This window comes from Bradyrhizobium sp. BWC-3-1 (assembly GCF_032917965.1).
GTDB classification, from domain to species: Bacteria; Pseudomonadota; Alphaproteobacteria; order Rhizobiales; family Xanthobacteraceae; genus Bradyrhizobium; species Bradyrhizobium canariense_D.
On record NZ_CP136625.1, the window covers coordinates 6,946,180 to 6,971,046 of the forward strand.

Consider the following 24,867-nt stretch of genomic DNA (forward strand, 5'->3'; position numbering starts at 1 on the left):
CGGGACAAGCCCGGGCATGACCAGTTCACGGCCGCACCGGCGATCGCCATCGCATGAGCGAAAAGCTGCTGACGCCGATCGAGATCGGCCTGACCGCCGCGATCGTCGCGATCGAGGATCACGAACCGCTGATCCTCACCGCGCGCGACAGTGACGGCCTGGCCGGCCTGCCGTTCGGCCCGTTCGATGCGCCGAGCCATCGCACTTTCGAGATCGGGCTGCGGGCGTGGGTCGAGGAACAGACGGGCCTGCGGCTCGGCTATGTCGAGCAGCTCTACACGTTCGGCGATCGCGGCCGGCATGCCGAGGCTGGCGACACCGGCGCGCACATGGTGTCGATCGGCTATCTCGCACTGACGCGCGCCTTCGGCGGCGAACTGGCAGCCACGAGTGCGAGCTTCGCGCCGTGGTATCGCTTCCTGCCTTGGGAGGACTGGCGCGAGGGGCCGCCCGCGATCATCGCGGACAACATCATCCCGGCATTGACCGGCTGGGCCGAAGAGGAGACGCCGGAGACGACGCGCGCATTGCCGCGCAAGGATCGGGTGCGGTTCTATTTCGGTCTCGACGGCGCGTCCTGGGACGAGGAGCGCGTGCTCGACCGCTACGAGCTCCTGTACGAGGCAGGGCTGGTCGAGGAAGCGCGGCGCGACGGTCGCCCTGCGGCATTAGCGCGCAAGGCGCTGTCCGCGCTCGGCACATCCATGCGCTTCGACCACCGCCGGATTCTTGCGACAGCGGTCGCGCGACTGCGTGCAAAACTGAAGTATCGTCCTGTGGTCTTTGAACTTTTGCCCGCCGAATTCACACTTACCGAATTGCAGTATACGGTGGAGGCGATCTCCGGCCGACACCTGCACAAACAAAATTTCCGCCGCCTGGTCGAAATGGAAGCCCTGGTCGAACCGACCGGGGTGATGTCGACACAGACGGGCGGACGTCCGGCGGCGCTCTACCGCTTCCGTCGCGACGTGCTTCAGGAGCGACCCGCGCCGGGCTTGCGCGTACGCTCCCGGCGCTAACCCGAGATATGCGTGATCGGCCCCTGCCCGCCGGTTGCCTGGAGGCTTTATGTCTGACGGCCCGTTTGACGTCTTCGCGCTGATCATTGCGATCATCGCCTTCATCATCGCGATCAAGGCTTCCAGCCAGGCGGCTGAACTGCGACGACGGCTAAGCTCGCTCGAAGAGATGTTCCGCGCGCAACGGCCCGTGCAGCCGCCGCTGATCCCCGCAGATGTGTGGGCTGACGCGCCCCCCACAACTTCCGCAGCGCCACCGCCGCTTGTGCCCCAAGCCGAAGCCAGAGCCGAGGCGCCGCCCCCGCTCGTCACCGAAGATATTTCACCGCCTCCGCTCCAAGCGAGCACCGAGGCCGACGCGACGCCGCCGCTGCCCGCACCCGCGCCCGGGTTCGAGGAACGGCTCGGCACGCGCTGGGTAGTCTGGATCGGCGGCCTGGCGCTCGCGCTCGGCGGCTTCTTCATGGTGCGCTATTCGATCGAGGCTGGCCTCCTTGGCCCCGGCGTGCGCGTGTTCCTTGGCGGCGTGTTCGCGCTGGCGCTGCTGGGCGCCGGCGAATGGTCACGGCGCAAGGAGAGCATCTCCAACATCGCCGCGCTGCCGATCGCCAACATTCCCGCTATCCTCACCGCAGCCGGTACGGCGGTGGCATTTGCGACCATCTACGCGGCGTACGCGCTCTATGGCTTCCTCGTGCCCGCGACCGCCTTCGTGCTGCTCGGCCTCGTCGCGCTCGGCACGCTGGCTGCCGCGCTCCTGCACGGGCCCGCGCTCGCCGGCCTCGGCGTGGTCGGCGCCTTCGTGACGCCGATCCTCGTCTCCAGCGGCAAGCCGGACTATTGGGCGCTCTACATCTATCTCGCCGTCGTCACCGCCGCGAGCTTCGGCCTTGCCCGTATCCGGCTGTGGCGTTGGCTTGCGGTCACGACAATCGCCTTCGCCGTGCTCTGGATCTTTCCGGGGCTCGATACCAGCGACCTGCAGGTCGCGCCGCACGCTTTCCATGTGATCGCAGGATTCGTTCTTGCCGCTCTTCTCGTGGTCTGCGGCTTCATGTTCGGCCCGACGATCGAGGACGGTGAGATCGAGCCGGTCTCGTCGGGCTCACTCGGTGCCTATCTGTTCGGCGCGATGCTGATCGTGCTGTCGAGCGCCCATGCGGACCTGGCGCTGATGGCCTTCACGCTGCTGGTCGGCGCGACGCTGCTTGTCGCCTGGCGCGCGCCGGCGGCCACCGGCGCGCTCGGCGCAGCCGCCGCGACCGTCTTCGTCGTGTTCGCCGAATGGGCGGTGCGCGCCAATCCTGACATGCTCGTGCTGCCGGGCGGTCCCATGGCCGACATCGCACCGACGGCGATCGATAGCGCGGTGACGCTGCATCTGGTGATGGCGGCGATCTTCGCCGCCGGCTTCGGCATCGCGGGCTTCCTCGCGCAGGGACGTTCGAACTCGGCGATCATTCCGGTGGTGTGGTCGGTCGCGGGGGTCGCGACGCCGATCGCGATCCTGGTCGCGCTCTACGCACGCATCGCGCATCTCGATCGCTCGATCCCGTTCGCCATCCTCGCGGTGCTGCTCGCCGCCGCCTTCGGCGCGGCCACCGAAGCGCTTGCACGCCGCGAGACCCGGCCGGGCGCCATGATCTCCACGGCCTTGTTTGCGACCGGCACGCTCGGTGCACTGGCGCTGGCGCTGACGTTTGCGCTGGAGAAGGGCTGGCTCACGATCGCACTGGCGCTGATGTCGCTCGGCACCGCCTGGATCTCGATGCAGCGGCCGATCCCGTTCCTGCGCTGGCTCGCCGCGATCTTCGCCGGCCTCGTCACCGCTCGGATCGGCTATGATCCGCGCATCGTCGGCGACGCCGTCGGAACCACGCCGATCTTCAACTGGCTGTTGTGGGGTTACGGCCTGCCGGCGGCATCGTTCTGGGCGGCGAGCCTGTTCCTGCGCCGCCGCGCCGACGACGCCCCGCTGCGCATGCTCGAGAGCGCCGCGATCCTGTTCACCGCGCTGCTCGCCTTCATGGAGATCCGCCATTTTGCGACCGGCGGCAACATGACGTCAGCACCCTCTCTGCTCGAATTCGCCCTCCAGGTCTGCATCACGCTCGCCCTGGCGATCGGGCTGGAGCGCCTGCGACTGCGCAGCCGCAGCGTCGTGCACAATGTCGGCGCGGTCGTGCTCACGGTGATCGGCGGGCTCGTCGGCGTGTTCGGCCTCCTGCTCCTGGAGAACCCGCTGCTATGGCGCACCGACGTCGGTGGCGCCGTGTTCAACCTGCTGCTGCTCGGCTACGCGCTGCCGGCGGTGCTGATGCTGCTCTTGTCCTATGCCGTGGCCGGCGAACGCGGCAAGGCCTACGCCAACACGATTGCAGGCGGCGCGCTGCTGTTCGCGCTGACCTATGTCACGCTGGAGATCCGCCGCTTCTATCACGGCCCGATCCTCTCCTCCGGGGCGACGACGGGCGCCGAGCAATATACCTATTCGATCGGCTGGCTCGGCTTCGGCGTGGTGCTGCTCGGCGTCGGCATTCTCGTCAATTCGGAGCGGGCGCGGCTGGCATCGGCCGTCGTGATCGCGTTGACGATCCTGAAAGCATTCGTCATCGACATGTCGACGCTGACGGGCGTCTACCGCGCGCTATCGTTCATGTGCCTCGGCATCGTGCTGGTCGCGATCGGCTGGCTCTACCAGCGTATCCTGTTCCGGCGGCAGACCGCACCGCCGCCGGCTCCGCAGACGAGCACGTGAGCGTCAGGCCGCGCGAACCGATTCCAGGAACTGCGCGACCTCGACCTTGAGACGGGTGCTGTCGGTCGCCAGCGATTTCGCCGCCGACAATACCTCGGTCGAAGCCTCGCCGGTCTCGATCGCACCGCGCTGCACGTTGGTGATGTTCGACGAGACCTCCTGCGTGCCGACCGAGGCCTGCTGCACGTTACGCGAGATTTCCTGCGTGGCCGCGCCCTGCTCCTCGACGGCGGCGGCAATGGCCGCAGCCACCTCGGAGAGCCGCTCGATGGTGCCGCCGATCTCCTGGATGGCACTGACCGATTCCTGCGTCGCCGCCTGGATACCCGAGACCTGCGCCCCGATCTCACCGGTCGCTTTCGCGGTCTGCTCGGCCAGCGCCTTGACCTCGGAGGCGACGACCGCGAATCCGCGGCCCGCATCGCCGGCACGCGCGGCCTCGATGGTCGCGTTCAGCGCCAGCAGATTGGTCTGGCCCGCGATGGTGTTGATGAGCTCGACGACGTCGCCGATGCGGGACGCCGCCTGCGACAGCGCATTGACACGGTCGTTGGTCCGCGCCGCTTGCTCGACGGCCTCCGCCGCCATCCGCGCCGAATCCTGCACGCGGCGGCTGATCTCGGTGATGGAGGACGACAGCTCCTCCGAAGCGGATGCCACCGCCTGGACGTTGGTCGAGGCTTCCTCGGAGGCGGCTGCGACGACGGTCGCGAGTTCCTGTCCGCGCTGCGCGGTGTTGGTCAGCGTCGAGGCGGAGGCCTCGAGCTCGGTCGAGGCCGAGGAGACGGTCCCGACCACCTCGCCGATCATGGCTTCGAACTTGCGGGTGATGGCATCGACGCGGCGACCGCGTTCGATCTTGACTTCGGCGTCGCGCGCAGCGGCCTCGTCGGCGGCCTTCTTGGCGATCAGCGCCTCCTTGAAGATCTGCAGCGCATCTGCCATCGAACCGATTTCGGTCTTCTCGCCGCGATGCGGAACGTCGGCCGAGAGGTCGCCCTCGCCGAGCGACTGCATCGGGCGGATGATTGAGGCAATGCCGCGAGAAACGTCGCGCACGAGATAATAGGCGGCGCCGATCGCGATTACGACCGAGAGCACGATGATGCCGACCAGCACGCGGAAGATCATGGCGTAGCTGTCGGCGGCCTGCTTCGTCTCAAGCTCGGCACCGCGGTTGTTGAGCTCGATGCCCTTTTGGAGCAGGGGATCGGCGGCCTGGGCCATCTTCGCAACCTTGGTCTGCAGCAGCTCGTTGGCGTCGACCGGGAAACGGCCAACGCCCTTGCGCGACAGTGCCATCACGTCCTGCACGCCGTTCAGATACTCGGCCCACGCCGTGCTCCATTGCCCATAGAGCGAGCGCTCCTCGGCGGAAGTGATCAGCGGCTCGTAGACCTTGCGGGTCTGGTCGATGCGCGCGCGCAGCGAGGCCAAGCGCTTCTCGGCGGCGTCCTTGCCCTCAACGCTGTCCTGCATCAGATGCAGACGGAGCGCGACGCGCAGCTCGTTGATGTCGGCGCGAAGCGAGCCGAGCGCGCGCACGCTGGGCAGCCAACTCTCCGCGATCTCGACCGTATGGGAATTGATGTTCTGCATGGTGCCGATCGCCGTCACGCCAACGCCGGCGAGCGAAAGGACCAGGACCGACAACACGGCCAGAAGCTTGAAGACGATCGACAATTTCGACATCACGACAAATCCCAATGTTACCTGGCAACGCGCAAATTGTCCGCGCCGCAAACCGCCACGAAGATGGCGAGACGGAGGTCAGTTCAACAATGCTGGCTGGTTCTTGTCCCGTAAGATTGCACACATAGTCGCAAGCAGGCGTTAACAGGGCCCTACGTAAAATTACGGGACAGCGCTGACGGTCGTTATTTCTCCCGCAACCAACTGTGCAGCTGCACAGCCAACTGATGCTGCGACGCGACCTGTCCACTTGCGACGCAATGTGCGGAAGGCGACGGCTGTCACGCCGCCCGTACCGAATCCAGGAAGCGCGCGACCTCGCTCTTCAGCCGGTGGCTCTCCTGCGACAGCGATTGCGCAGCCGAATGCACCTGCGCCGAGGCCGCCCCGGTTTCGCCTGCGCCACGCTGGACATCGCCGATGTTCGCCGAGACTTCGGAGGTGCCATTCGCGGCGTGCTGGATGTTGCGGGAGATCTCTTGCGTGGCGGCACCCTGTTCCTCGACCGCGGCGGCGATGGTTGACGAGATCTCCGACATCCGCGCGATGGTGTCGCCGATCTCCTTGATCGCACCGGCGGAGTCTTCCGTCGCAGTCTGGATCGCGCCGATGTGCTGGCCGATCTCGCCCGTGGCCTTCGCAGTCTGCTCGGCGAGCGCCTTCACTTCGGAAGCGACCACGGCAAAGCCGCGGCCGGCCTCGCCGGCACGCGCCGCCTCGATCGTCGCGTTGAGCGCCAGCAGGTTGGTCTGGGCGGCGATGGTGTTGATCAGTTCGACCACGTCGCCGATGCGGGCGGCGGCCTTCGACAGTTCGGCGACGCGTGCATTGGTGCGCTGGGCCTGCCCGACCGCCACGTCGGCGACACGGGCCGATTCCTGCACCTGACGGCTGATCTCGGAGATCGAGGAGGTCATTTCCTCGCTCGCTGCAGACACCGACTGCACGTTCGCGGAGGCCTCTTCGGAGGCGGCCGCCACGACCGTGGCAAGCCCGTTGCCGCGCTCGGCAGCCTGCGTCAGCGTATTTGACGAGGCCTCCAGCTCGGTTGCCGCCGACGAAACAGTATCGATGATCTCGCCGACCGCGCCTTCGAAAGTATCGGCGAGCCGGTGCATGTCGGCCTTGCGCTGCTGGCGCCCGCGCGCCTCAGCTTCGACCTGCTCGGTGCGCAGCCGCTCGGCCTACGCCATATTGGTCCTGAACACCTCGACGGCACCGGCCATCTCGCCGATCTCGTCTTTGCGCCCGATGCCCGGAACGGATATCGAAAGCTCGCCGCGCGCAAGCCGCGTCATCGCGCCGACCATGCCGGCAAGCGCCTTCGAGATCGAACGTCCCAGAAGGAACCCCACCGCGGCGAGCACGACGACGGCAATGGCGAAGGCGACCATCATCCACATGCGCACGGCATCGCGGGTCGCAGCTTCCGCAACGTCGGCCTTCCTGTAGAGGTCTTCGACTGTGCTGCGCACCTCGATCATGCTCGGTTCTAACCCACGGAACGTTTTCATCATGCTGGCGTCGAGGGCCGCAGTTTGCTGCGCCGTCTCCACCCACGCCGTGAACTCGGATTGATATTTCTGCAGCTTGGCTGTGATGTCGTTCATCACTGCCGTAGGGATTGCGACGACCTCTATCGCCTTGGAGAATTCGACCGCGGCCTTCTTCATCTCGGCGATGTATTTTGGGTCGCGCCGCAGCATGAAGTCCTTCTCGTGCCGGCGCATCATCAGCATCCAGCTCGTGGACCTGGGATCGTCGATCTCCTTGAGCTTGGCCTCAATGTCGTGCACGGCGGCGCGGAGCGAGCCGGAGAGGCCCAGAGTCTCGTTTAGGCCGAGCCGGGTCTCCGCGGCCACCGATGCGCCGAAGTCCGACGCGTATCGCTTGAAGCCGTCCTGAGCCTGCTTCATCCGGTCGGACAGCGCGCCCAAGCCGCCGGCCGACATCAGCCGCTCCACCTCGTCGAAGTCGCGATTGATCGGCCCGATCAATTCGGCATGTGCCTTGGCGTAGCTCTCGTTGCGGCGCTGCTGAAAGTTCTTCTCGTTGCGGCGGGCCTCCAGCATCTCGATCGAGAGCTGCTTGTCGAGGTCAGCGATCGCACGAGCGCGGTTGGCAACCTCGCGGGAGGCGTCCTGGGAGAGACTGCCGATCTCGTAGATCGCGCCGAAGGCGACGAGACCCAACAATCCGAACAGTCCGATCGCCATGACCTTATGGGTGAGACGAATGGAAGGGCCACTCATGGAATGTGCTCCAATACGATTGATACGCAATACGAGGAGGGCGACTCGGCACCCGGAATATTGCGGAGATCATGACTGCATCGGTTTTCCGGAAGGTTAACCGTGCGGCTCATCGCGTCGCGACATCCAACTGCGAACGCATGCGAACCACCGCGCGTCTTCGCGCGGCGGTTGTAGTCGATCGATGATTGGTGACGGCGACCGCGTCATGCTGCGCGCACGGTATCGAGGAAGTTGCCGACCTCGAGCTTGAGGCGGTTGCTGTCGCCAGAGAGCGACTGGGCCGCCGCCAGCACCTGCGACGACGCCGAGCCGGTCTCGTTCGCGCCGCGCTGCACATCGGTGATGTTGGCCGAGACCTGATGGGTGCCTTCCGCCGCCTGCTGCACGTTGCGGGAGATTTCCTGTGTCGCCGCGCCCTGCTCTTCCACGGCAGCCGCGATGGTAGAGGAAATCTCCGAGAGCTTCTCGATAGTGCCGCTGATGTCCTTGATTGCGCCGACCGAATGCTCGGTCGCGGTCTGGATGCTGGCGATCTGCTGCCCGATCTCGCCAGTGGCCTTCGCGGTCTGTTCGGCGAGTGCCTTGACCTCGGAGGCCACAACCGCAAAGCCGCGACCGGCTTCGCCGGCGCGCGCGGCCTCGATGGTCGCGTTGAGCGCCAGGAGATTGGTCTGACCCGCGATGGTGTTGATCAGCTCGACCACGTCGCCGATCCGCGTCGCCGCCCTGGACAATTCGCTGACGCGCTCAGTGGTGACACGCGCCTGGCCGACAGCTTCGTTGGCCACGCGGGCCGATTCCTGCACCTGCCTGCTGATCTCGGTGATAGAAGACGACAGCTCCTCGGTGGCCGACGCCACCGCTTGCACGTTGGTGGACGCCTCCTCCGAGGCCGCAGCAACCATGGTCGTGAGCTGCTGCCCTCGCTCCGCGGTCGATGTGAGGGTCGACGCCGAGGCTTCGAGCTCGGTCGCGGCCGAGGAGACGGTGTCGACGATCTCCCCGATCGCGGCTTCGAAGCCGTCGGCCAGCTTCCGCATCTCCGCCTTGCGCTGCTCGGCTGCCCGCCTCTCGGCCGCAGCGTGATCGCCGCGCATGCGTTCGACTTCGAGGCCGTTTTGCTTGAAGACTTCAACGGTCCGCGCCATCTCGCCGACCTCGTCACCTCGGCAGGTGCCAGGCACGACCGTCGTGAAGTCGCCATTGGCGAGCCCACGCATCGCAACCGAAATGGCTGAAAGCGGCTTGAGGATCCGGCCAAAGGTGATCCAGAAACTGAGGCCAGCGAGCATCACCGAGGCGCAGAGCAACACAACTGTGAAAACAAAATTACGAGTGCTGACCTCTGCCTGCATCGTGGCTTCGCGGTCAGCGGCCGCGCCAATGGCTTCACCGAGCTTCAGCACTGCATTGATGCCGGCGGTGGCCCGCGTGAAGTACTCGGGTCCCGTGATTCTGTAGTCCCCGCCTTCGCCACCGGCGAGCACAGTCACCCGCGTTTCACCGTAGGCACCAAAATAGGATTTCTCGACCTCCGTCATCGCCTCGCCGATCTGCAGGGCGAGGTCCGAACGCAGCCGCACCGGCAATACCGTGTCCCATGCGAGTTCGACCTTGGCCCGCAGCGCCGAAAGGCGCTCATAGCCCTCCATCCCGAGCTTCGCGCGCGCACCGACGACCCCAGCCAGCAGGGCCCGCTCCCTTCCGGCATTCTCGGCCATCTGAGCTGTCAGATGTCGCAAGCCGATGAGCTGGGCCAGCCTTGCCACGGGCGGGCTGGTGAGTGTTTCGAGCGTCAGCCGCAAGCGGTTGCTCGCGACGTCGATCACCTCCGTAATCGTTGGCGCGAAGCCATCTACGAGGTCAGGCTCGCGTTCAACGCGCGAGCGCGACATTCCCGCGTCGGCTTTCTCACGCAGGAGACGCAGCGCCTCGAATTTCGTCGCTGCGTCCGCAATCTGTCTTTGCCCCGCCGTCATTTCGGGAATCGCGCTGATATCGAGGACGGCTTGGCGAAAGGCCTCGTCGGCCGTCGCGCGCGCCTTTGCGATTTCCGCACGGCGCTCGGGACTGACGACATCAGGAGACTTCAGCACGGCGTTGGTCAGCCCGCGTTCAATCGCCCAATGTCCTGCGCTGCGCAGCAGCAGTTGGGCAACTGCATTGACCTTCAGGAATGCCTCGGACTCTCGCCTCTTGAGGACGGCCTCATAGGCGATGAATCCGGCCGAGGCCAACCCAAGCAAGACCAGGGCAGAGATGATGATCGGCAAGATCGTGCCGATCCGAACATGTCCGAGCCGACTCCACGCGCTGGCGGACTGAGTTCGGACCTGCTGATGATGAGCAGGGCTCAACATGGTACGTTTCCCCCAAAGGAAACACGCAGCCAAGTCCTTGCCGGCTGCATGGACGTTGATCGCCCTTGCCGGAGAATCTATTCCTTGGGGTTACTCATTCTGGTTAACGGGAGGGCTCGGAGAAATACTGAGATTTCAACCCAAACAGTTGAAATGGAAGAGATAATCTCGCCAGAAAGTTGTAAATTTCAGCTTGAGGTCGCCACTGTTTGCTTTTGCAGCCGACGTTCGCCGAAGTCATGCGCGAGACGTTCGCGGCGAAGATCAGCATGCAAAAACGCCCGCCTGAGGAGGCAGGGCGTCTTCCGAACTGTCTGGAACGAGGTTCTTAGGCGGCGCGCACGGTGTCGAGGAACTTGCCGACCTCGAGCTTGAGGCGGTTGCTGTCGCCGGACAATGACCGCGCGGCTGCCAGCACCTGCGACGATGCCGAGCCGGTTTCGCCTGCACCGCGCTGCACGTCGGTGATGTTGGACGAGACCTGATGGGTGCCTTCGGCCGCCTGCTGCACGTTGCGCGAGATCTCCTGCGTCGCCGCGCCCTGCTCCTCGACGGCCGCCGCGATCGTGGACGATATCTCGGACAGCTTTTCAATGGTGTTGCTGATGGCGCTGATGGCGGCGACGGAGTCCTGCGTCGCGGCCTGAATGCCGGAAATCTGCTGGCCGATCTCGCCGGTCGCCTTCGCGGTCTGCTCGGCAAGCGCCTTCACTTCGGAAGCCACCACCGCAAAACCGCGACCGGCCTCGCCGGCGCGTGCCGCCTCGATGGTGGCATTAAGCGCCAGCAGGTTGGTCTGGCCGGCGATGGTGTTGATCAGCTCGACCACGTCGCCAATGCGAGCCGCCGCCTTGGACAATTCTCCGACACGGTCGGTCGTGGTTCGGGCTTGGGTAACCGCCTCGCTCGCGACCCGCGCCGATTCCTGCACTTGGCGGCTAATCTCCGTAATTGAAGACGACAGCTCTTCCGTGGCCGACGCCACCGATTGCACGTTGGTCGACGCCTCCTCGGAGGCCGCAGCCACAACTATCGTCAGTTCCTGTGCCCGCTCCGCCGTCGAGGTCAACGTCGAGGCCGAAGCCTCGAGCTCCGTCGCGGCCGACGACACCGTATCGACGATCTCGCCGACGGCGCCTTCGAAACTATCAGCAAGCTTGCGCATATCGGCCTTGCGCTGCTCGGCCGCCACCTGGTCCTGCCGCATCTTGGCTTCCGCTTCCTGGCGCGCCTTCTGCTCCGACACGACCTTGAATTTCTCGACGGCCGCGGCGACACCGCCGACCTCGTCCTTGCGGCCGAGACCCGGCAGGACAACAGAGAAGTCACCACCAGCGAGCTTGTCCATGGCAACCGTGAGCGCGCGGATCGGCCGCGCGATGGTCAGGAAGGACATCAGCCACGAACCGATGAGGACGAGCACGGCGCACGCACCGACCACCATGCCGAGACGCTCGCTCACGGCCATCTCCTGGCTCGCGGCAGCGATTTCTTCATCGCTCTTGTGCTTGGCGAAATCGGCAATCTCGCTGGTCAAATTGTCCAGCTGTGTGGCAAGCGGCAGCGTCACCTCGCGGATCTGGCGCGCGCCTTCCTCGGAAATCTTGGCGGCGCGGACGGGGTCCGTGGCCGCAACCGCAATAGCCTCGCTGCGAACAGAGGCGTTCTGCTGCGCGCCCTTCAGGTAATCGGCCGACGTAGACTTGAGCTTCTCCATCCGCGCGCGGTTTTCCGGGGCGTGCGACAACCTGAGCATGGAATCGACAACGCCGTTCAGTGCTTTCGACCGCTCCAGCAGAAGCTCGCTCGCCTTTTGCAAGTCACCCTGATTGTTGGCGAGACGCATGTCCCGTACGGCGAGTTGCAAGCCGCGTATCCCAAGCTTGGCTTCGGTAGCCTCGCGCACCAATTCCTGCTGCGCAAGCGCGGCCTGGTTGGAATGCCGCACGTTGTTGTTGCCGATGACCTGGCTCGCGATCATGGCGCCGACGAGAACAACGCCGAACGCCGAAGCTAGCGCGAGCTTGGTACCGATTTGCAGATTCTGGATGAGTCTCGACATGAGGGCGTTTCCCGGGTTGCGCGGCCAAGTCATTGTCGGCCGCCCTCGGCGTTGATCGCCCTTGCCTAAAAACTGAGCTTCAGGTGTGGTGATCTGGTTAACGATCCCCCGGACAAATACCGGACTTACCGGAAAATCCCTTGAAAAACGGCACGGTCCGCGCGCTTAACAGGTTAACCACACGCGGCGGTAGGATGCCCGATTTCTAGCCAGTGCGACCAAGGGCCTTTTGGCTCTCGCCAATCAAGCTGATCCGGAACACCGGCTCCTTGTTCTCGTCGAGCAGCTCCATGCGCCATTCGGCGTTCTGTTTCAGGCCGCGCGAGATGCCGCCGAGCAAATTGGCACAGACTTCGGTCATCTCGGTCCAGGCCGCGGCGCGGTCCTCGAACTCATATGGCTGGTCGGCAACACCGGAATAGCGGCCCGTGCTGATTCGGAAGAAGTACAGCGACATCGTTGAACCCTTTTATCGGGCCGCGCCCCCGGCCGTACGCAAACTGGGCGCGAACAGCTACCAACGCATGAAAGCCGCCGTCCGTATGACTACGGCGCGGCGGCTTCGTGTCTGATGGCAGCTCTCAACGACAAAGTGCGCGGACGCGCGCAGCCAACTCACTGGGTCGAGCGGCGCAGCTCCAGCGGGGCGTCGTCCCTGGCGGGCTCCGATCTAACTTGCGGCTTCACCGGCTCGAGCCGGCTACTCTCGACGCGCGGGGTCTCGACACGCGCGGCGACTTCGGTGTTGGGCGTGCCGACCGAACCCGTGTGTTCCGAGGTGCGCAGCGAGCGCGGCCGCGCGACGGCCCGCGCCATCAGCATCTGGTTGCCGCCCTGGTGATGGAAGTCGCAATAGGCGAAGCCCATCCCCGATACCGAGCCGCGGAAACTGCGATCGTCGGTCTTTTCAAGGTTGAAACAGGGCTCGAACGGAATGCCCTTGATCGAGGCGCAGACGTTCTGGCCGCGGATCTGCAGCGTGTTGCCGGGCAGGCGGAGATGTTTCACCGGACCTGCACCCGAGAACTGCACGGCGCCGGCGGCGCCGAGGTCGTCCATGATGCGGCCCGCGCCCCGGGTGCCGTCAAAGCAGGTGAAAGCAAACACCTTCCCGGCGACGAAGCGGCGCGCCTCATCGGCGTTCATGCTTCCAGCAATGGCCGGCGTAAGCGTCGCTACCGCCGTGACCGCCCCCAACACAATACGCGCAAGCATGCTCAACTCCGAACCAACCCCGCAGCGGGCTATGCCTTATCTCTTTACCTGCTGCTTACCATACTAACCATGGCGACATTGAAGCAGCATGGTTGGTAAAGTCTGAACGCCGTTAGACAATTTTTACAACGGTGCGACCGCGGACCTGGCCGGCGAGGATTTTCGCGCCCCACTCCGGAACTTCAGAAAGCGGAATTTCGTGAGTAATTTCAGCTAGTTTTGACCGGTCCAGATCGGACGCCAGGCGTTGCCAGGCAGCTTTCCGCGGCTCGATCGGGCACATCACGGAATCGATGCCGAGAAGGCACACCCCGCGCAAAATGAAGGGTGCGACGGAAGACGGCAGGTCCATGCCGGCAGCCAAGCCGCAGGCCGCGATCGCGCCGCCGTACTTCGTCATCGACAGCAGGTTTGCGAGCGTGGTCGAGCCGACGCTGTCGACGCCGCCCGCCCAGCGCTCCTTGGCGATGGGCTTGGCGGCCGCCGACAATTCGTTGCGGTCGATCACCTCAGCCGCGCCGATCTGTTTCAGATAGTCCGCTTCGGACGCACGTCCGGTGGAGGCGATGACGTGATAGCCGAGCTTCGAGAGCACGGCGGTCGCAACCGAGCCGACGCCGCCTGCAGCCCCCGTCACCACGACCGGACCGCTGTTCGGCGACACTCCGTGCTTCTCCAGCGCCAGCACGGACAGCATCGCGGTGAAGCCGGCAGTGCCGATCGCCATGGCGTCGCGCGCCGATAGGCCCTGCGGAAGAGCGACCAGCCAGTCGCCTTTCACCCGCGCCTTCTCGGCATAGGCGCCAAGATGGGTCTCGCCCATGCCCCAGCCGGTGCAGACGACCTTATCGCCCGCCTTCCATTGCGGATGCGAGGACTGCTCGACGGTGCCGGCGAAGTCGATGCCGGCAATCATCGGGAAGCGGCGCACCACCGGCGCCTTGTCGGTGAGCGCAAGGCCGTCCTTGTAGTTCAACGTCGACCATTCCACGCGGACGGTGACGTCGCCCTCCATCAGTTCGGCTTCGTCGAACTGCGTGAGCTGCGCGGTGGTGCCCTTGTCCGCCTTGTCGATCCGGATCGCCTTGAACGTCGCCACAGCAAAACTCCCTGACTTGTTTCAGGGGATGTTTAGCCGATCAGGCAGGCTGCGCAACCGTCCGCTGGACCGGTTTCTCCACGATCGGAAGATTGATCAGCGCCGAGAGCACGCCGAACAGGATCGAGAGCCACCAGATCGGCGTGTAGGAACCGAACCGCTCGAACACGATGCCGCCGAGCCAGACGCCGAGGAAGCCGCCGACCTGATGGCTGACGAAGGCGAAGCCATAGAGCGTGGCGAACCAGCGCGTGCCGAACATGATCGCGACCAGTGCCGAGGTCGGTGGCACGGTCGACAGCCAGGTCAGGCCGGAGACCGCGCCGAACGCAATCGCCGAGAACGGCGTGATCGGAAACGAGATGAAGGCAAGCGTCGCAAGCGCGCGGGTGAAATAGATGGTCGAGAGGATGTAGCGCTTGGGCAGGCTGTTCTGGAGATAGCCGACGCTGAGCGATCCCATGATGTTGAACAGGCCGATCGCCGCGATCACCCAGCCGCCGATCTGCGTGGAGATGCCGCTATCGACCAGGAAGGCCGGCAGATGCACCGTGATGAAGGCAAGCTGGAAGCCGCAGGTGAAGAAGCCGAGGACAAGCAGCACGTAGGAGCGATGGCCGAAGGCTTCCGCGAGCGCTTTGGTGAAGGTCTGCTGGTCCGCAGGCGCCGCATTTGCCGCGCTTGCGACCGGCGGCGTCGAGAGCGCCAGCGACAACGGGATGATCAGCAGCATCAGGAAGCCGAACACGGTGAGCGCCTGCTGCCAGCCGAAATTGTCGATCAGGGCCACACCGATCGGCGCGAACAGGAATTGCCCGAACGATCCCGCCGCAGTGCCGGCGCCGAGCGCAAGGCCGCGCTTCTCGGCCGGCAAGAGCTTGGTGAAGGCCGAGAGCACCAGATTGAACGAGCAGCCGGCGAGACCGAAGCCGACCATGACACCAGCGCCGATGTTGAGCGACAGCGGCGTCGATGAGTAGCGCATCAGGAGCAAGCCCCCGGCATAGAGCAGAGCGCCGACGCACATCACCCGGAACAGGCCGAAGCGATCGGCGACCGCGCCGGCGACGGGCTGGCCCAGTCCCCACAGCAAATTCTGAAACGCGATCGCGAGGCCGAACACGTCGCGGCCCCAGGCATATTCATGGCTCATCGGCTGTACGAAGAAGCCCAGCGCCGAGCGCGGGCCGAACCCGAGCATCCCGATCGCGCAGCCGCAGAGAATGATGATCGCCGGCGTGCGCCAGGAGGAGGAACGGGAGACCGAACCGAGCTCACCCATCTGTATCGACATGCTGTTCCTCGTGCGTGGTCGCGGATTCGCAAATGGCGGCCGCGAGCCAGCTCGTTTAATGCATCTGCATGGAAACCCCAAGTCAAAAACGATTGCATTCCGCGAAGAGCTGGCGCGGGAGCATTGCATTTCCTCGCGGCCTCAGCCGACGCGCCGGGCGCGACTTAACGGAAACGTGTGCGGCAAGATCTGGCGGCTCCCAACACGACGTGTTATTTTATATTTGCTCATATCGAGCATATCGAATGATCCCCCGGCCTGTCGGCCGGATTTCTCAGGCTTTATATATGCTCAAAATGAGTACAAATGACATGCACGGGAGGCTTGGATGCCGCTAACTGGAATTTACGGCCCCGACGACTTTGCCAACCGGCCGCAGGGCCACGTCATCACCCCGGCACAGGCCAAGCAGTCGCGAACCGGACCTTCGCTGCCGATGCCTTCACTGGAATGGACGCCGGAGGTCGAGCGAGCCACCGCACCGCTTTACGAGCGCGTGAAACGTGTCATCCCGCCGATCGAATGGCCGCTGATGGCCCCGACGATCAAGGCGATCAACGAGCTGAAGCAGGCCCGGGGCGCGGTGATCCTCGCGCACAATTACCAGACGCCGGAGATCTTCCACTGCGTCGCCGACATCGGCGGTGATTCGCTCCAGCTCGCGGTCGAAGCCACCAGGGTGAAGGCCGGCATCATCGTCCAGTGCGGCGTGCACTTCATGGCGGAGACGTCGAAACTGCTCAATCCGGACAAGACGGTGCTTATTCCTGATACGCGCGCCGGCTGCTCGCTCGCTGCCAGCATCACCGGCGCCGACGTCCGCCTGCTCCGCGAAAAATTCCCCGGCGTGCCTGTCGTTGCCTATGTCAACACCTCCGCGGAGGTGAAGGCCGAGGTCGATATCTGCTGCACCTCGTCGAACGCGGTGCAGGTGGTCGAAAGCCTCGGCGCACCAAGCGTGATCTTCCTGCCCGACCGCTATCTCGCCACTTACGTGGCCTCGAAGACCGACGTGAAGATCATTGCCTGGAAGGGCGCCTGCGAGGTGCACGAGCGTTTCACTGGCGCCGAGCTGCGCAGCTACCGCGAGGCCGATCCCTCCGTGCAGATCATCGCTCATCCCGAATGCCCGCCGGACGTGCTGGCCGAGGCCGATTTCACGGGCTCGACCGCGCACATGATCAACTGGGTGCGCGAGCGGCGGCCGCGGCGGCTGGTGATGATCACGGAATGCTCGATGGCCGACAATGTCCGCGCCGAGCTGCCCGATGTGGAGATGCTGCGCCCCTGCAACATCTGCCCGCACATGAAACGCATCACGCTCGCCAACATTCTGGAGAGCCTGCTGACGCTTCGCGAGGAAGTGACGATCGATCCCGCGCTCGCGGAACGCGCGAGGCGCTCGGTCGTGCGGATGATCAATTTGAAGAATTGAGATAAAGCCATGACAAACAACATCAACACGCTCCCCCGCTCCGACGACGTCATCATCGTCGGCGGCGGCCTTGCCGGATTGTTCTGCGCGCTAAAACTCGCGCCGCGGCCGGTGACATTGATCTCGGCTGCGCCGCTTGGACAGGGCGCGTCGTCCGCATGGGCGCAAGGCGGCATCGCCGCGGCCGTGGCCGACGGCGATACGCCGGAAGCGCATGCCGCGGATACGATTGCGGTCGGCGGCGGCATAGTCGACGAAGCCATCGCACTCGGGATCGCGCGCGAGGCGGCACCGCGAATTCACGACCTTCTCGCCTATGGCGTGCCGTTCGACCGCGATCTCGAAGGCAGGCTCGCAGTCGGGCGCGAGGCCGCACACTCGGCGCGGCGTATCGTACATGTGCGTGGCGATGGCGCGGGCGCCGCCATCATCGCGGCGCTGAGCGATGCCGTGCGGCGCACGCCGTCGATCCGGCTGATCGAAGGATTCGTCGCCGAAGCGCTGTTGACCGAGGACGGCGCCGTCACCGGCCTTCAGTTGAGCGAAGCCGACAATTTCGCCGCACGGCCGATCCTACTCGCCGCGCGGACGGTGGTGCTGGCCACGGGCGGCATTGGCCATCTCTATGCTGTCACCACCAATCCGCGCGAGGCCAGCGGATCCGGCCTTGCGATCGCCGCACGCGCGGGCGCGGTGATCGCAGATCCCGAGTTCGTGCAATTTCACCCGACCGCCATCATGGTCGGTCGCGATCCCGCGCCGCTCGCCACCGAAGCGCTGCGCGGTGAAGGCGCGACGCTGATCAACGGCCGTGGCGAGCATTTCATGGCGGCGCGCCATCCGCTCGCCGAGCTCGCTCCGCGCGACATCGTGGCCCGCGGCGTGTTCGCGGAGATCTCGGCCGGGCGCGGCGCCTTTCTCGATGCGCGGCAAGCGCTGGGCGCACGTTTTGGCGACAGATTCCCGACGGTTCATGCAAGCTGCATGGCCGCTGGCATCGATCCCGCCACGCAGGCCATCCCGATCGCACCGGCGGCGCACTACCACATGGGCGGCATCGCGGTCGACCATCGCGGCCGCAGCTCGATCGACGGGCTGTGGGCCGGCGGCGAGGTGTCGTCCACCGGCGCGCATGGCGCGAACCGGCTTGCGTCGAATTCGCTGCTCGAGGCCGTGGTCTACGCCGCACGCATCGCCGATGACATCGCCGGCCGCACCAGCCCCTCGCCCGCCCGCCTTGCGGACGCGGCGACGCCGCGCGGCGGCGCACCGGATGCTGCGGCCGTGAAGCGGCTGCGGATGCTGATGAGCGCGCATGTCGGCGTGATCCGCGACGGTTACGGGCTTGCGGACGCGGTTCGCAGCTTCGCCGCGCTCGAACGAGAGGCCACGAGCATCGCGGTCCGCAACATGGCAACGGCAGCCCTGCTCGTGGCGGCGTCGGCCTGGAACCGGCGCGAGAGCCGCGGCGCGCATTTCCGCTCCGACCATGCCGCGGACGTACCCGCCCTCGCGCAGCGCACGATGACGACGCTCGCAGCAGTACGCGAGGTCGCGGACAGCCTGAGCGAACGCCCGACACCGCGCACCGCACAACCCATGATCGCCTGACGGAGTCTGCCATGATCACCCCGACCTCTCTGCTCTATCCCGACGCCTTTCTCTCCCCGCTCGCGATCGACGAGGCCGTGCTCCGCGCGCTCGATGAGGATCTCGGCCGCGTCGGCGACATTACCTCGCTTGCGACGATCCCCGAGGCAACGAAGGCGCAAGCGATCCTGGTCGCACGGCAGTCCGGCGTGATCGCCGGCTTGCCGCTGGCGCTCGCCACCTTGCAAAAGCTTTCGCCCGACATCGAGGTACGCGCACATGTTCGCGACGCCGCGCGCGTCGCCCGCGGGCAGCAGGTGCTGACGATCTCGGGGCCGGCACGCGCCATCCTCACGGCGGAGCGGACCGCGCTGAATTTCGTCGGCCGGCTGTCGGGCGTCGCGACGCTCACGGCGGACTACGTTGCGCGCGCCGAGGGCACCCGGATGAGAATCTGCTGCACGCGAAAGACCACGCCCGGGCTGCGCGCCTTGGAGAAATACGCGGTACGCTGCGGCGGCGGCTTCAATCACCGCTTCGGGCTCGACGACGCGATCCTGATCAAGGACAACCACATCGCGGTCGCCGGCGGCATCCGTCCCGTGCTGGAGCGCGCCCGCGCCCAGGCCGGCCATCTCGTCAAGATCGAGATCGAGGTCGACACGCTTCCGCAGTTGCGCGAGGTGCTCGACACCGGCCTTGCCGACGCCGTGCTGCTCGACAACATGGATATTGCGACGCTGCGCGAAGCCGTCAGGCTCAACGAGGGACGCCTCAAGCTGGAGGCATCCGGCGGTGTCACCCTGGACTCGATCCCAGCCATCGCTGCGACCGGCGTCGACTACGCCTCATCCGGCGCGCTGACGCATTCGGCGCCAAATTTCGACTGCGCGCTGGATATCGAGGCGTGAGGCGCTACCGCCGCTCGGTCGCGCCCATCTCGGCGGAGCTCTTGGCTTGCTGAGTGAGCTCGGCGGAGAGCGCGGCGGTCTGCGCCGGGGTGCCCCAGCTCGGCTCTTCGCTGCCATCGCCCCAGGCGCGTGGGCGATAGAAGGTGTGGACGCCGGTCTTGTACATCTTCTTCATCTCGGCGACCCAGGACGGGCGCACCCAATAGGCGTGGTAGTGCGTGGACTTGCCGACCTCGGGCAGCCAGATCTGGCCGTCGAGCATGGCCTTCGAGATCTTTTTCGCACGGTCCCACATCTCGGGCTCGCGGATCACGTCGGCATTGTTGTCGCAGGCAAAGGTGAACTGGCAAGCGAGATGGCGGTGCTTGTTCTGATAGACGGCGCCGCACACAGTGTCCGGGTATTTGCCGGAGAACACGCGGTTCATCACCACCTGCGCAACCGCCATCTGACCGCGCACGGCCTCGCCGCGGGACTCGAAATAGACGGCCTCCGCGAGGCATTTTTCGGACTTCGCGCGCGACTTGTCGTCGAGCGCGAGCCGTTCCGCCGGCGATCTGGCGCGCTGATTGTCGACGTTGACCTCACCCTTCGGCGCGACGCTCTCGCCGCTTTCGATATCCTTCGCAATATCCTCCGACGGCGGCGATAGCGACGCCGTCACCTTCATGTCGGGGTCGGGCATCACGATCAGCGGCTCCGCACCGGGTTGCCAGCTCTCGATGCTCTCGACGTTGCCTCCGAGCGAGGAGCTGCCGAAGAACAGGCTCGAGGTCTTGACCCGGAACGGATCGCGCGGCGGTGCAGCCGGAATGGTGGCCTGCTTCAGCGCTTCGAGCGGCTGGAGCGCGAGCGAGCGCGCAGCGTCGCTGGCTTGTGGCGCATTGGTGTATTGCGGCAGCGGCGGCGCACGCAGCGCCTCCGCGAGTTCGGGATCCAGCGCGGCCGCGGATTCCGGCGACATCGCCTGCGGCAGCGCGACGGTCTTGGCGCCGAACACCGAGCTGTTCGACGTCGCGGGATCCTCCTGCGTCGGCGCTGCCGTCGGCGCGCCCGCTTCGGGAGCCTGCGTCGGTGTGACCGTTGCGAGGCGGTCACCCTTCATGGAGCGATCGACCTTGGGAAAATCGGCGGCCTGGTAGCGGGGCGGCGCCTGCAGCGCCGGATTGCGGCTGATCGCGCCGGTGACGTCGAGGCTCGCGAGACGAACCATCGCGCTCTGCGGAGCCGAAGTGCCGATCGGCCGGGAAAAACTGTAAGTGGCCAGTTGTATGGAGGACGCAGCAGAGAAAACCTGCTTCTGCCAACGCTCCGCGACGCCGGGTTGGCGCGCCAGCAGCGAGGCAATGTCCTGATAGCCGGTCTCTCTCGGCATCAATGCGAAGATGCAGAGACCGATGCCGAAGGACGCGAACCGCGCGCCCTTCGGATGGGTACGCAACAAAAACATCGATACGCTCACGCTACGCTTACGCTAGAAAAATCGAGCCGCAGTACATCCGTGCAATTCGATCTTTATCGTGAGTATCTAATTTAGGTTGCTGGGGCGTTAATCGGCGTTGAGCATGCGGCACACGCAAGCAATCGCAGGTGTTTTCACGGGGCGATGATGCGCCTTGGTAAATGCGCCCTCACGCGAAGGGGTAAACAACTGGTCAACGCGAATGGTGAAGGAACTCTTGCGCGCACGTGTCATTACGGGACGCGCGCGGTTCCATCGCCACTTCGACCACAGCCGCCATGCCCGCGAAGGCGGGCCATCCAGTACGCCGCGGCTCCTTCCCTATCACGTCACCGCCTCTGGAATACTGGATCGCCCGCTTACGCGGGCGATGACACTGAATGTGTGGCAAGAACGTCGCCTCAAAAGAAAGAGGCGGGGTTTTGGCCCCGCCTCTTTCGCTCTCAACATTCAACTCGCCGCTTACCTTACGCTTGGCTCGCGATCGCCTTGCCGAGCGCGGCTTGCGCGGCGGCGAGGCGGGCGATCGGGACGCGGTAGGGCGAGCAGGAGACGTAGTCGAGGCCGATCGCGTGACAGAAGGCGACGGAGGCGGGATCGCCGCCGTGCTCGCCGCAGATGCCGACCTTGAGCGAGGGGCGCGTCTTGCGACCGCGTGCGACGCCGATCTTGACGAGCTCGCCGACGCCTTCCTGGTCGAGCGCGACAAAGGGATCGATCGGCAGGATGCCCTTGGACACGTAGGTGCCGAGGAAGCTTGCGGCATCGTCACGGCTGATGCCGTACGTCGTCTGCGTGAGGTCGTTGGTACCGAATGAGAAGAACTCGGCGCTCTCCGCGATCTCGGCCGCGAGCAGGCAGGCGCGCGGCAGCTCGATCATTGTGCCGACCTGATAGGTCAGCTTGGTGTTGGTGTCGCGCATCACCGCCTTCGCGGTGGAATCGATGCGCGCCTTGACGAGGTCGAGCTCCATCTTGGTGGCGATCAGCGGCACCATCACCTCGAGGCCGACGGCCTTGCCGGTGCGCTTCTCGGCCTCGACCGCCGCTTCGAAGATCGCACGTGCCTGCATCTCGGCGATCTCGGGATAGGCTATCGCGATACGGCAGCCGCGGAAGCCGAGCATCGGATTGAACTCCGACAGCTCCCGCGCGCGGTCGGCCAGGCGCCGCGGGTCGGTGTTCATGGCGCGCGCCACTTCCTCGACCTCGGCATGGGTGTGCGGCAGGAACTCGTGCAGCGGCGGATCAAGCAAGCGGATCGTGACGGGCAGGCCCTTCATGATCTCGAACAACTCGACGAAGTCGGCGCGCTGCATCGGCAGCAGTTTTGCCAGCGCAGCGCGGCGCGACTGCTCGTCCTCGGAGAGGATCATCTCGCGCACCGTGCGGATGCGCGTCTCCTCGAAGAACATGTGCTCGGTACGGCAGAGGCCGATGCCTTCCGCGCCGAACTTGATCGCAGTGTGCGCGTCCTCCGGCGTGTCGGCGTTGACGCGCACGCCGATCTTGCGGACCTGGTCGGCCCATTTCATCAGCGTGCCGAACTCGCCGGACAGCTCGGGCTCGATCATCGGCATGCGGCCGGCGAGCACCTGGCCGAGCGAGCCGTCGATGGTGATGACGTCGCCGGTCTTGAAGGTGCGTGAGCCGATGCTCATGGTGCCGCGGCCGTAATCGACGCGGATGGTGCCGCAGCCGGAGACGCAGGGCTTGCCCATGCCGCGCGCGACCACCGCAGCATGCGAGGTCATGCCACCGCGGGTGGTCAAAATGCCTTCGGCGGCGTGCATGCCGTGGATGTCTTCGGGGCTGGTCTCGATCCGGACCAGAATCACCTTGCGTCCGTCGGCCTGAAGCTTGGCCGCTTCGTCCGAGGAGAACACGATCTCGCCGGAGGCCGCACCCGGCGAGGCCGGCAGGCCGGTCGCGATCACGTCGCGCTTGGCGTTGGGGTCGATGGTCGGATGCAGCAGCTGGTCGAGCGAGGCGGGGTCGATCCGCGTCACCGCTTCCTTCTTGGTGATCAGGCCTTCATTGGCGAGTTCGACCGCGATGCGCAGCGCCGCCTTGGCAGTACGCTTGCCGCCGCGGGTCTGGAGCATCCAGAGCTTGCCCTGCTCGACCGTGAACTCCATGTCCTGCATGTCGCGGTAGTGCTTCTCGAGCAGCGTGTAGATCCGCGTCAGCTCCTTGAACGCCTCCGGCATCGCCGATTCCATCGATGCCTTGTCGGAGCCCGAGTCCTTGCGCGCTTCCTCGGTGATGTCCTGCGGTGTGCGGATGCCCGCCACCACGTCCTCCCCTTGCGCGTTGATCAGGAACTCGCCGTAGAGCTTGCTCTCGCCGGTCGAGGGATTGCGCGTGAAGGCAACGCCGGTCGCCGAGGTCTCGCCCATGTTGCCGAACACCATGGCCTGCACGTTGACCGCGGTGCCCCAGGATTCCGGAATGTCGTGCAGCCTGCGGTAGGTCACCGCGCGGGCGTTCATCCAGGATGAAAACACCGCGCCGATCGCGCCCCAGAGTTGGTCGTGCGGGTCCTGCGGAAAATCCTTGCCCGTTTCGCGCGCGACCGCGTCCTTGTACTTGCCGACCAGATCGACCCAGTCGTCGGCGGTGAGATCCGTGTCGAGCGTGTAGCCCTGGCTGTCCTTGAAGGTATCGAGGATTTCCTCGAAATGATGATGCTCGAAGCCGAGCACCACGTCCGAATACATGGTGATGAAGCGGCGATAGCTGTCATAGGCGAAGCGGCGATCGCCCGACAGTTCCGACAGCGCTTCCACCGTCTCGTCGTTGAGGCCGAGATTGAGCACCGTGTCCATCATGCCCGGCATCGAGGCGCGGCCGCCGGAGCGCACGGAAACGAGCAGCGGATTCCTGGAATCGCCGAAGATCTTGCCGGTCAACTTGCCGACATGATCGAGCGCCTTCTCAACCTGCGACTTCAATTCCTTCGGGTAGGATTTGTCATGCGCGTAGAAATAGGTGCAGACCGAGGTCGGGATGGTGAAGCCCGGAGGCACCGGCAGGCCGAGATTGGCCATCTCGGCGAGGTTGGCGCCCTTGCCGCCGAGCAAATCGCGCATCTCCGCTTTGCCCTCGGCCTTGCCGTCCCCAAAGGTGAACACCCACTTGCCGGCCTTGGCCGCAACAGGCGCAGCCTTGGTTGAAGCAGTCTTGCTCGGTACCGGCTTCGCGGCGACCTTCGGCGCAACCGGCTTCGTCGCTGCCTTTGCAACAGCCTTGGAAACCGACTTGGCGGCAGGCTTCACAGCCGGCTTGGCAGCGGCCTTGGCCACGGGCTTCGGGGCGCGCTTGGCAAGTGCCTGGCGGGCCGCCGGCGCGGCTTTCGCCTTGGCGGAGGACTTTGATTTCGCTGGAATTTTCGCTGGAGTTTTCGAGGCGGCTTTGGCCATAGCTTGCACACAACCTGCGAGAGGAATGGGTAATTGCGCGCCTTACACCACTTTGGGCAGGTCCGCGCAAGTCGAAGAGTTCCCTAGAATGAAGGCCTAGAGATGGAGCCACTTCAACAATCCGAGCCCGATCGCACCATTTATGATGAGAAAAATCGCGACGATCAGGTTCAGGAGGCGCGGCATGATCAGGATGAGCACACCCGCAAGCAGCGACAGGATCGGCGAGATGTGGGCGACGGTGATGTGCATGAATTTTCTTTCCGTGGGTGGGGCGAATCGCGGCGGGA

General features: G+C 65.3%; 15 protein-coding genes and 1 pseudogene. 5 read left to right on the plus strand and 11 right to left on the minus strand.

Annotation, left to right across the window (positions count from 1 at the left end):
• The first annotated feature begins 53 nt into the window (after positions 1–53).
• Positions 54–1,022 carry an NUDIX hydrolase gene (locus tag RX329_RS33550; protein ID WP_317244887.1) on the plus strand — a complete coding sequence of 323 codons (969 nt, stop codon included), beginning with the start codon at positions 54–56 and terminating at the stop codon, positions 1,020–1,022.
• 49 nt (positions 1,023–1,071) lie between these two features.
• Positions 1,072–3,780, plus strand: a complete 2,709-nt coding sequence (locus tag RX329_RS33555; protein WP_317244888.1) for a DUF2339 domain-containing protein — start codon at positions 1,072–1,074, stop codon at positions 3,778–3,780.
• Between the two features lie 3 nt (positions 3,781–3,783).
• Here RX329_RS33555 and RX329_RS33560 read toward each other — a convergent pair whose 3' ends face one another.
• The 8 genes and pseudogenes from RX329_RS33560 to RX329_RS33595 all read right to left on the minus strand — a co-directional run bounded on the left by RX329_RS33560 (position 3,784) and on the right by RX329_RS33595 (position 15,757).
• Positions 3,784–5,472, minus strand: coding sequence for a methyl-accepting chemotaxis protein (locus RX329_RS33560; RefSeq protein WP_166517499.1), 1,689 nt, complete (start codon positions 5,470–5,472; stop codon positions 3,784–3,786).
• Between the two features lie 281 nt (positions 5,473–5,753).
• Positions 5,754–7,724 (minus strand): annotated as a pseudogene (locus RX329_RS33565) (methyl-accepting chemotaxis protein).
• A 206-nt stretch (positions 7,725–7,930) separates the two neighbouring features.
• On the minus strand, positions 7,931–10,000 hold the full coding sequence (locus RX329_RS33570; RefSeq protein ID WP_247298958.1) for a methyl-accepting chemotaxis protein: 2,070 nt from the start codon (positions 9,998–10,000) through the stop codon (positions 7,931–7,933).
• Between the two features lie 415 nt (positions 10,001–10,415).
• Positions 10,416–12,149, minus strand: a complete 1,734-nt coding sequence (locus RX329_RS33575; RefSeq protein WP_240543332.1) for a methyl-accepting chemotaxis protein — start codon at positions 12,147–12,149, stop codon at positions 10,416–10,418.
• A gap of 205 nt (positions 12,150–12,354) precedes the next feature.
• Positions 12,355–12,606 (minus strand): DUF6894 family protein, encoded by a 252-nt coding sequence (locus RX329_RS33580; RefSeq protein ID WP_317244889.1) that lies wholly within the window; start codon positions 12,604–12,606, stop codon positions 12,355–12,357.
• A 158-nt stretch (positions 12,607–12,764) separates the two neighbouring features.
• Positions 12,765–13,364 (minus strand): hypothetical protein, encoded by a 600-nt coding sequence (locus tag RX329_RS33585; RefSeq protein WP_247298962.1) that lies wholly within the window; start codon positions 13,362–13,364, stop codon positions 12,765–12,767.
• A 112-nt stretch (positions 13,365–13,476) separates the two neighbouring features.
• Positions 13,477–14,463: an MDR family oxidoreductase gene (locus RX329_RS33590; protein WP_317244890.1), complete on the minus strand. Its 987-nt coding sequence runs from the start codon at positions 14,461–14,463 to the stop codon at positions 13,477–13,479.
• Positions 14,464–14,503: 40 nt separating this feature from the next.
• Positions 14,504–15,757, minus strand: a complete 1,254-nt coding sequence (locus tag RX329_RS33595; protein ID WP_085352605.1) for an MFS transporter — start codon at positions 15,755–15,757, stop codon at positions 14,504–14,506.
• A 328-nt stretch (positions 15,758–16,085) separates the two neighbouring features.
• Here RX329_RS33595 and nadA point away from each other — a divergent pair, with 328 nt between their 5' ends.
• From nadA to nadC, 3 genes are read left to right on the plus strand one after another with little or no spacing between them, the layout of a single operon-like run.
• Positions 16,086–17,192: a quinolinate synthase NadA gene (nadA, locus tag RX329_RS33600; RefSeq protein WP_247384304.1), complete on the plus strand. Its 1,107-nt coding sequence runs from the start codon at positions 16,086–16,088 to the stop codon at positions 17,190–17,192.
• A 9-nt stretch (positions 17,193–17,201) separates the two neighbouring features.
• Positions 17,202–18,803: an L-aspartate oxidase gene (locus RX329_RS33605; RefSeq protein ID WP_247338843.1), complete on the plus strand. Its 1,602-nt coding sequence runs from the start codon at positions 17,202–17,204 to the stop codon at positions 18,801–18,803.
• Positions 18,804–18,814: 11 nt separating this feature from the next.
• Positions 18,815–19,693: a carboxylating nicotinate-nucleotide diphosphorylase gene (gene nadC / locus RX329_RS33610; protein ID WP_247299531.1), complete on the plus strand. Its 879-nt coding sequence runs from the start codon at positions 18,815–18,817 to the stop codon at positions 19,691–19,693.
• 4 nt (positions 19,694–19,697) lie between these two features.
• On the opposite strand, the gene RX329_RS33615 is transcribed toward nadC, so the two are convergent.
• The 3 genes from RX329_RS33615 to RX329_RS33625 all read right to left on the minus strand — a co-directional run bounded on the left by RX329_RS33615 (position 19,698) and on the right by RX329_RS33625 (position 24,829).
• On the minus strand, positions 19,698–21,143 hold the full coding sequence (locus RX329_RS33615; RefSeq protein ID WP_085384909.1) for a cell wall hydrolase: 1,446 nt from the start codon (positions 21,141–21,143) through the stop codon (positions 19,698–19,700).
• A 479-nt stretch (positions 21,144–21,622) separates the two neighbouring features.
• Positions 21,623–24,577: a pyruvate, phosphate dikinase gene (ppdK, locus tag RX329_RS33620; protein WP_317244891.1), complete on the minus strand. Its 2,955-nt coding sequence runs from the start codon at positions 24,575–24,577 to the stop codon at positions 21,623–21,625.
• Positions 24,578–24,673: 96 nt separating this feature from the next.
• A complete protein-coding gene (locus RX329_RS33625) occupies positions 24,674–24,829 on the minus strand; it encodes a DUF3096 domain-containing protein (protein ID WP_007594951.1) in 156 nt (51 codons plus the stop codon).
• Positions 24,830–24,867: the final 38 nt, after the last annotated feature.

Excerpts from the sequence above, each read along its gene's own strand:
- RX329_RS33580 (WP_317244889.1), bottom strand. The coding sequence starts at position 12,606 with ATGTCGCTGTACTTCTTCCGAATCAGCACGGGCCGCTATTCCGGTGTT.
- RX329_RS33555 (WP_317244888.1), top strand. The coding sequence starts at position 1,072 with ATGTCTGACGGCCCGTTTGACGTCTTCGCGCTGATCATTGCGATCATC.
- RX329_RS33585 (WP_247298962.1), bottom strand. The coding sequence starts at position 13,364 with ATGCTTGCGCGTATTGTGTTGGGGGCGGTCACGGCGGTAGCGACGCTT.
- RX329_RS33560 (WP_166517499.1), bottom strand. The coding sequence starts at position 5,472 with ATGTCGAAATTGTCGATCGTCTTCAAGCTTCTGGCCGTGTTGTCGGTC.
- ppdK (WP_317244891.1), bottom strand. The coding sequence starts at position 24,577 with ATGGCCAAAGCCGCCTCGAAAACTCCAGCGAAAATTCCAGCGAAATCA.
- RX329_RS33595 (WP_085352605.1), bottom strand. The coding sequence starts at position 15,757 with ATGTCGATACAGATGGGTGAGCTCGGTTCGGTCTCCCGTTCCTCCTCC.
- RX329_RS33575 (WP_240543332.1), bottom strand. The coding sequence starts at position 12,149 with ATGTCGAGACTCATCCAGAATCTGCAAATCGGTACCAAGCTCGCGCTA.
- RX329_RS33605 (WP_247338843.1), top strand. The coding sequence starts at position 17,202 with ATGACAAACAACATCAACACGCTCCCCCGCTCCGACGACGTCATCATC.
- RX329_RS33625 (WP_007594951.1), bottom strand. The coding sequence starts at position 24,829 with ATGCACATCACCGTCGCCCACATCTCGCCGATCCTGTCGCTGCTTGCG.
- RX329_RS33550 (WP_317244887.1), top strand. The coding sequence starts at position 54 with ATGAGCGAAAAGCTGCTGACGCCGATCGAGATCGGCCTGACCGCCGCG.
- nadC (WP_247299531.1), top strand. The coding sequence starts at position 18,815 with ATGATCACCCCGACCTCTCTGCTCTATCCCGACGCCTTTCTCTCCCCG.
- nadA (WP_247384304.1), top strand. The coding sequence starts at position 16,086 with ATGCCGCTAACTGGAATTTACGGCCCCGACGACTTTGCCAACCGGCCG.
- RX329_RS33615 (WP_085384909.1), bottom strand. The coding sequence starts at position 21,143 with ATGTTTTTGTTGCGTACCCATCCGAAGGGCGCGCGGTTCGCGTCCTTC.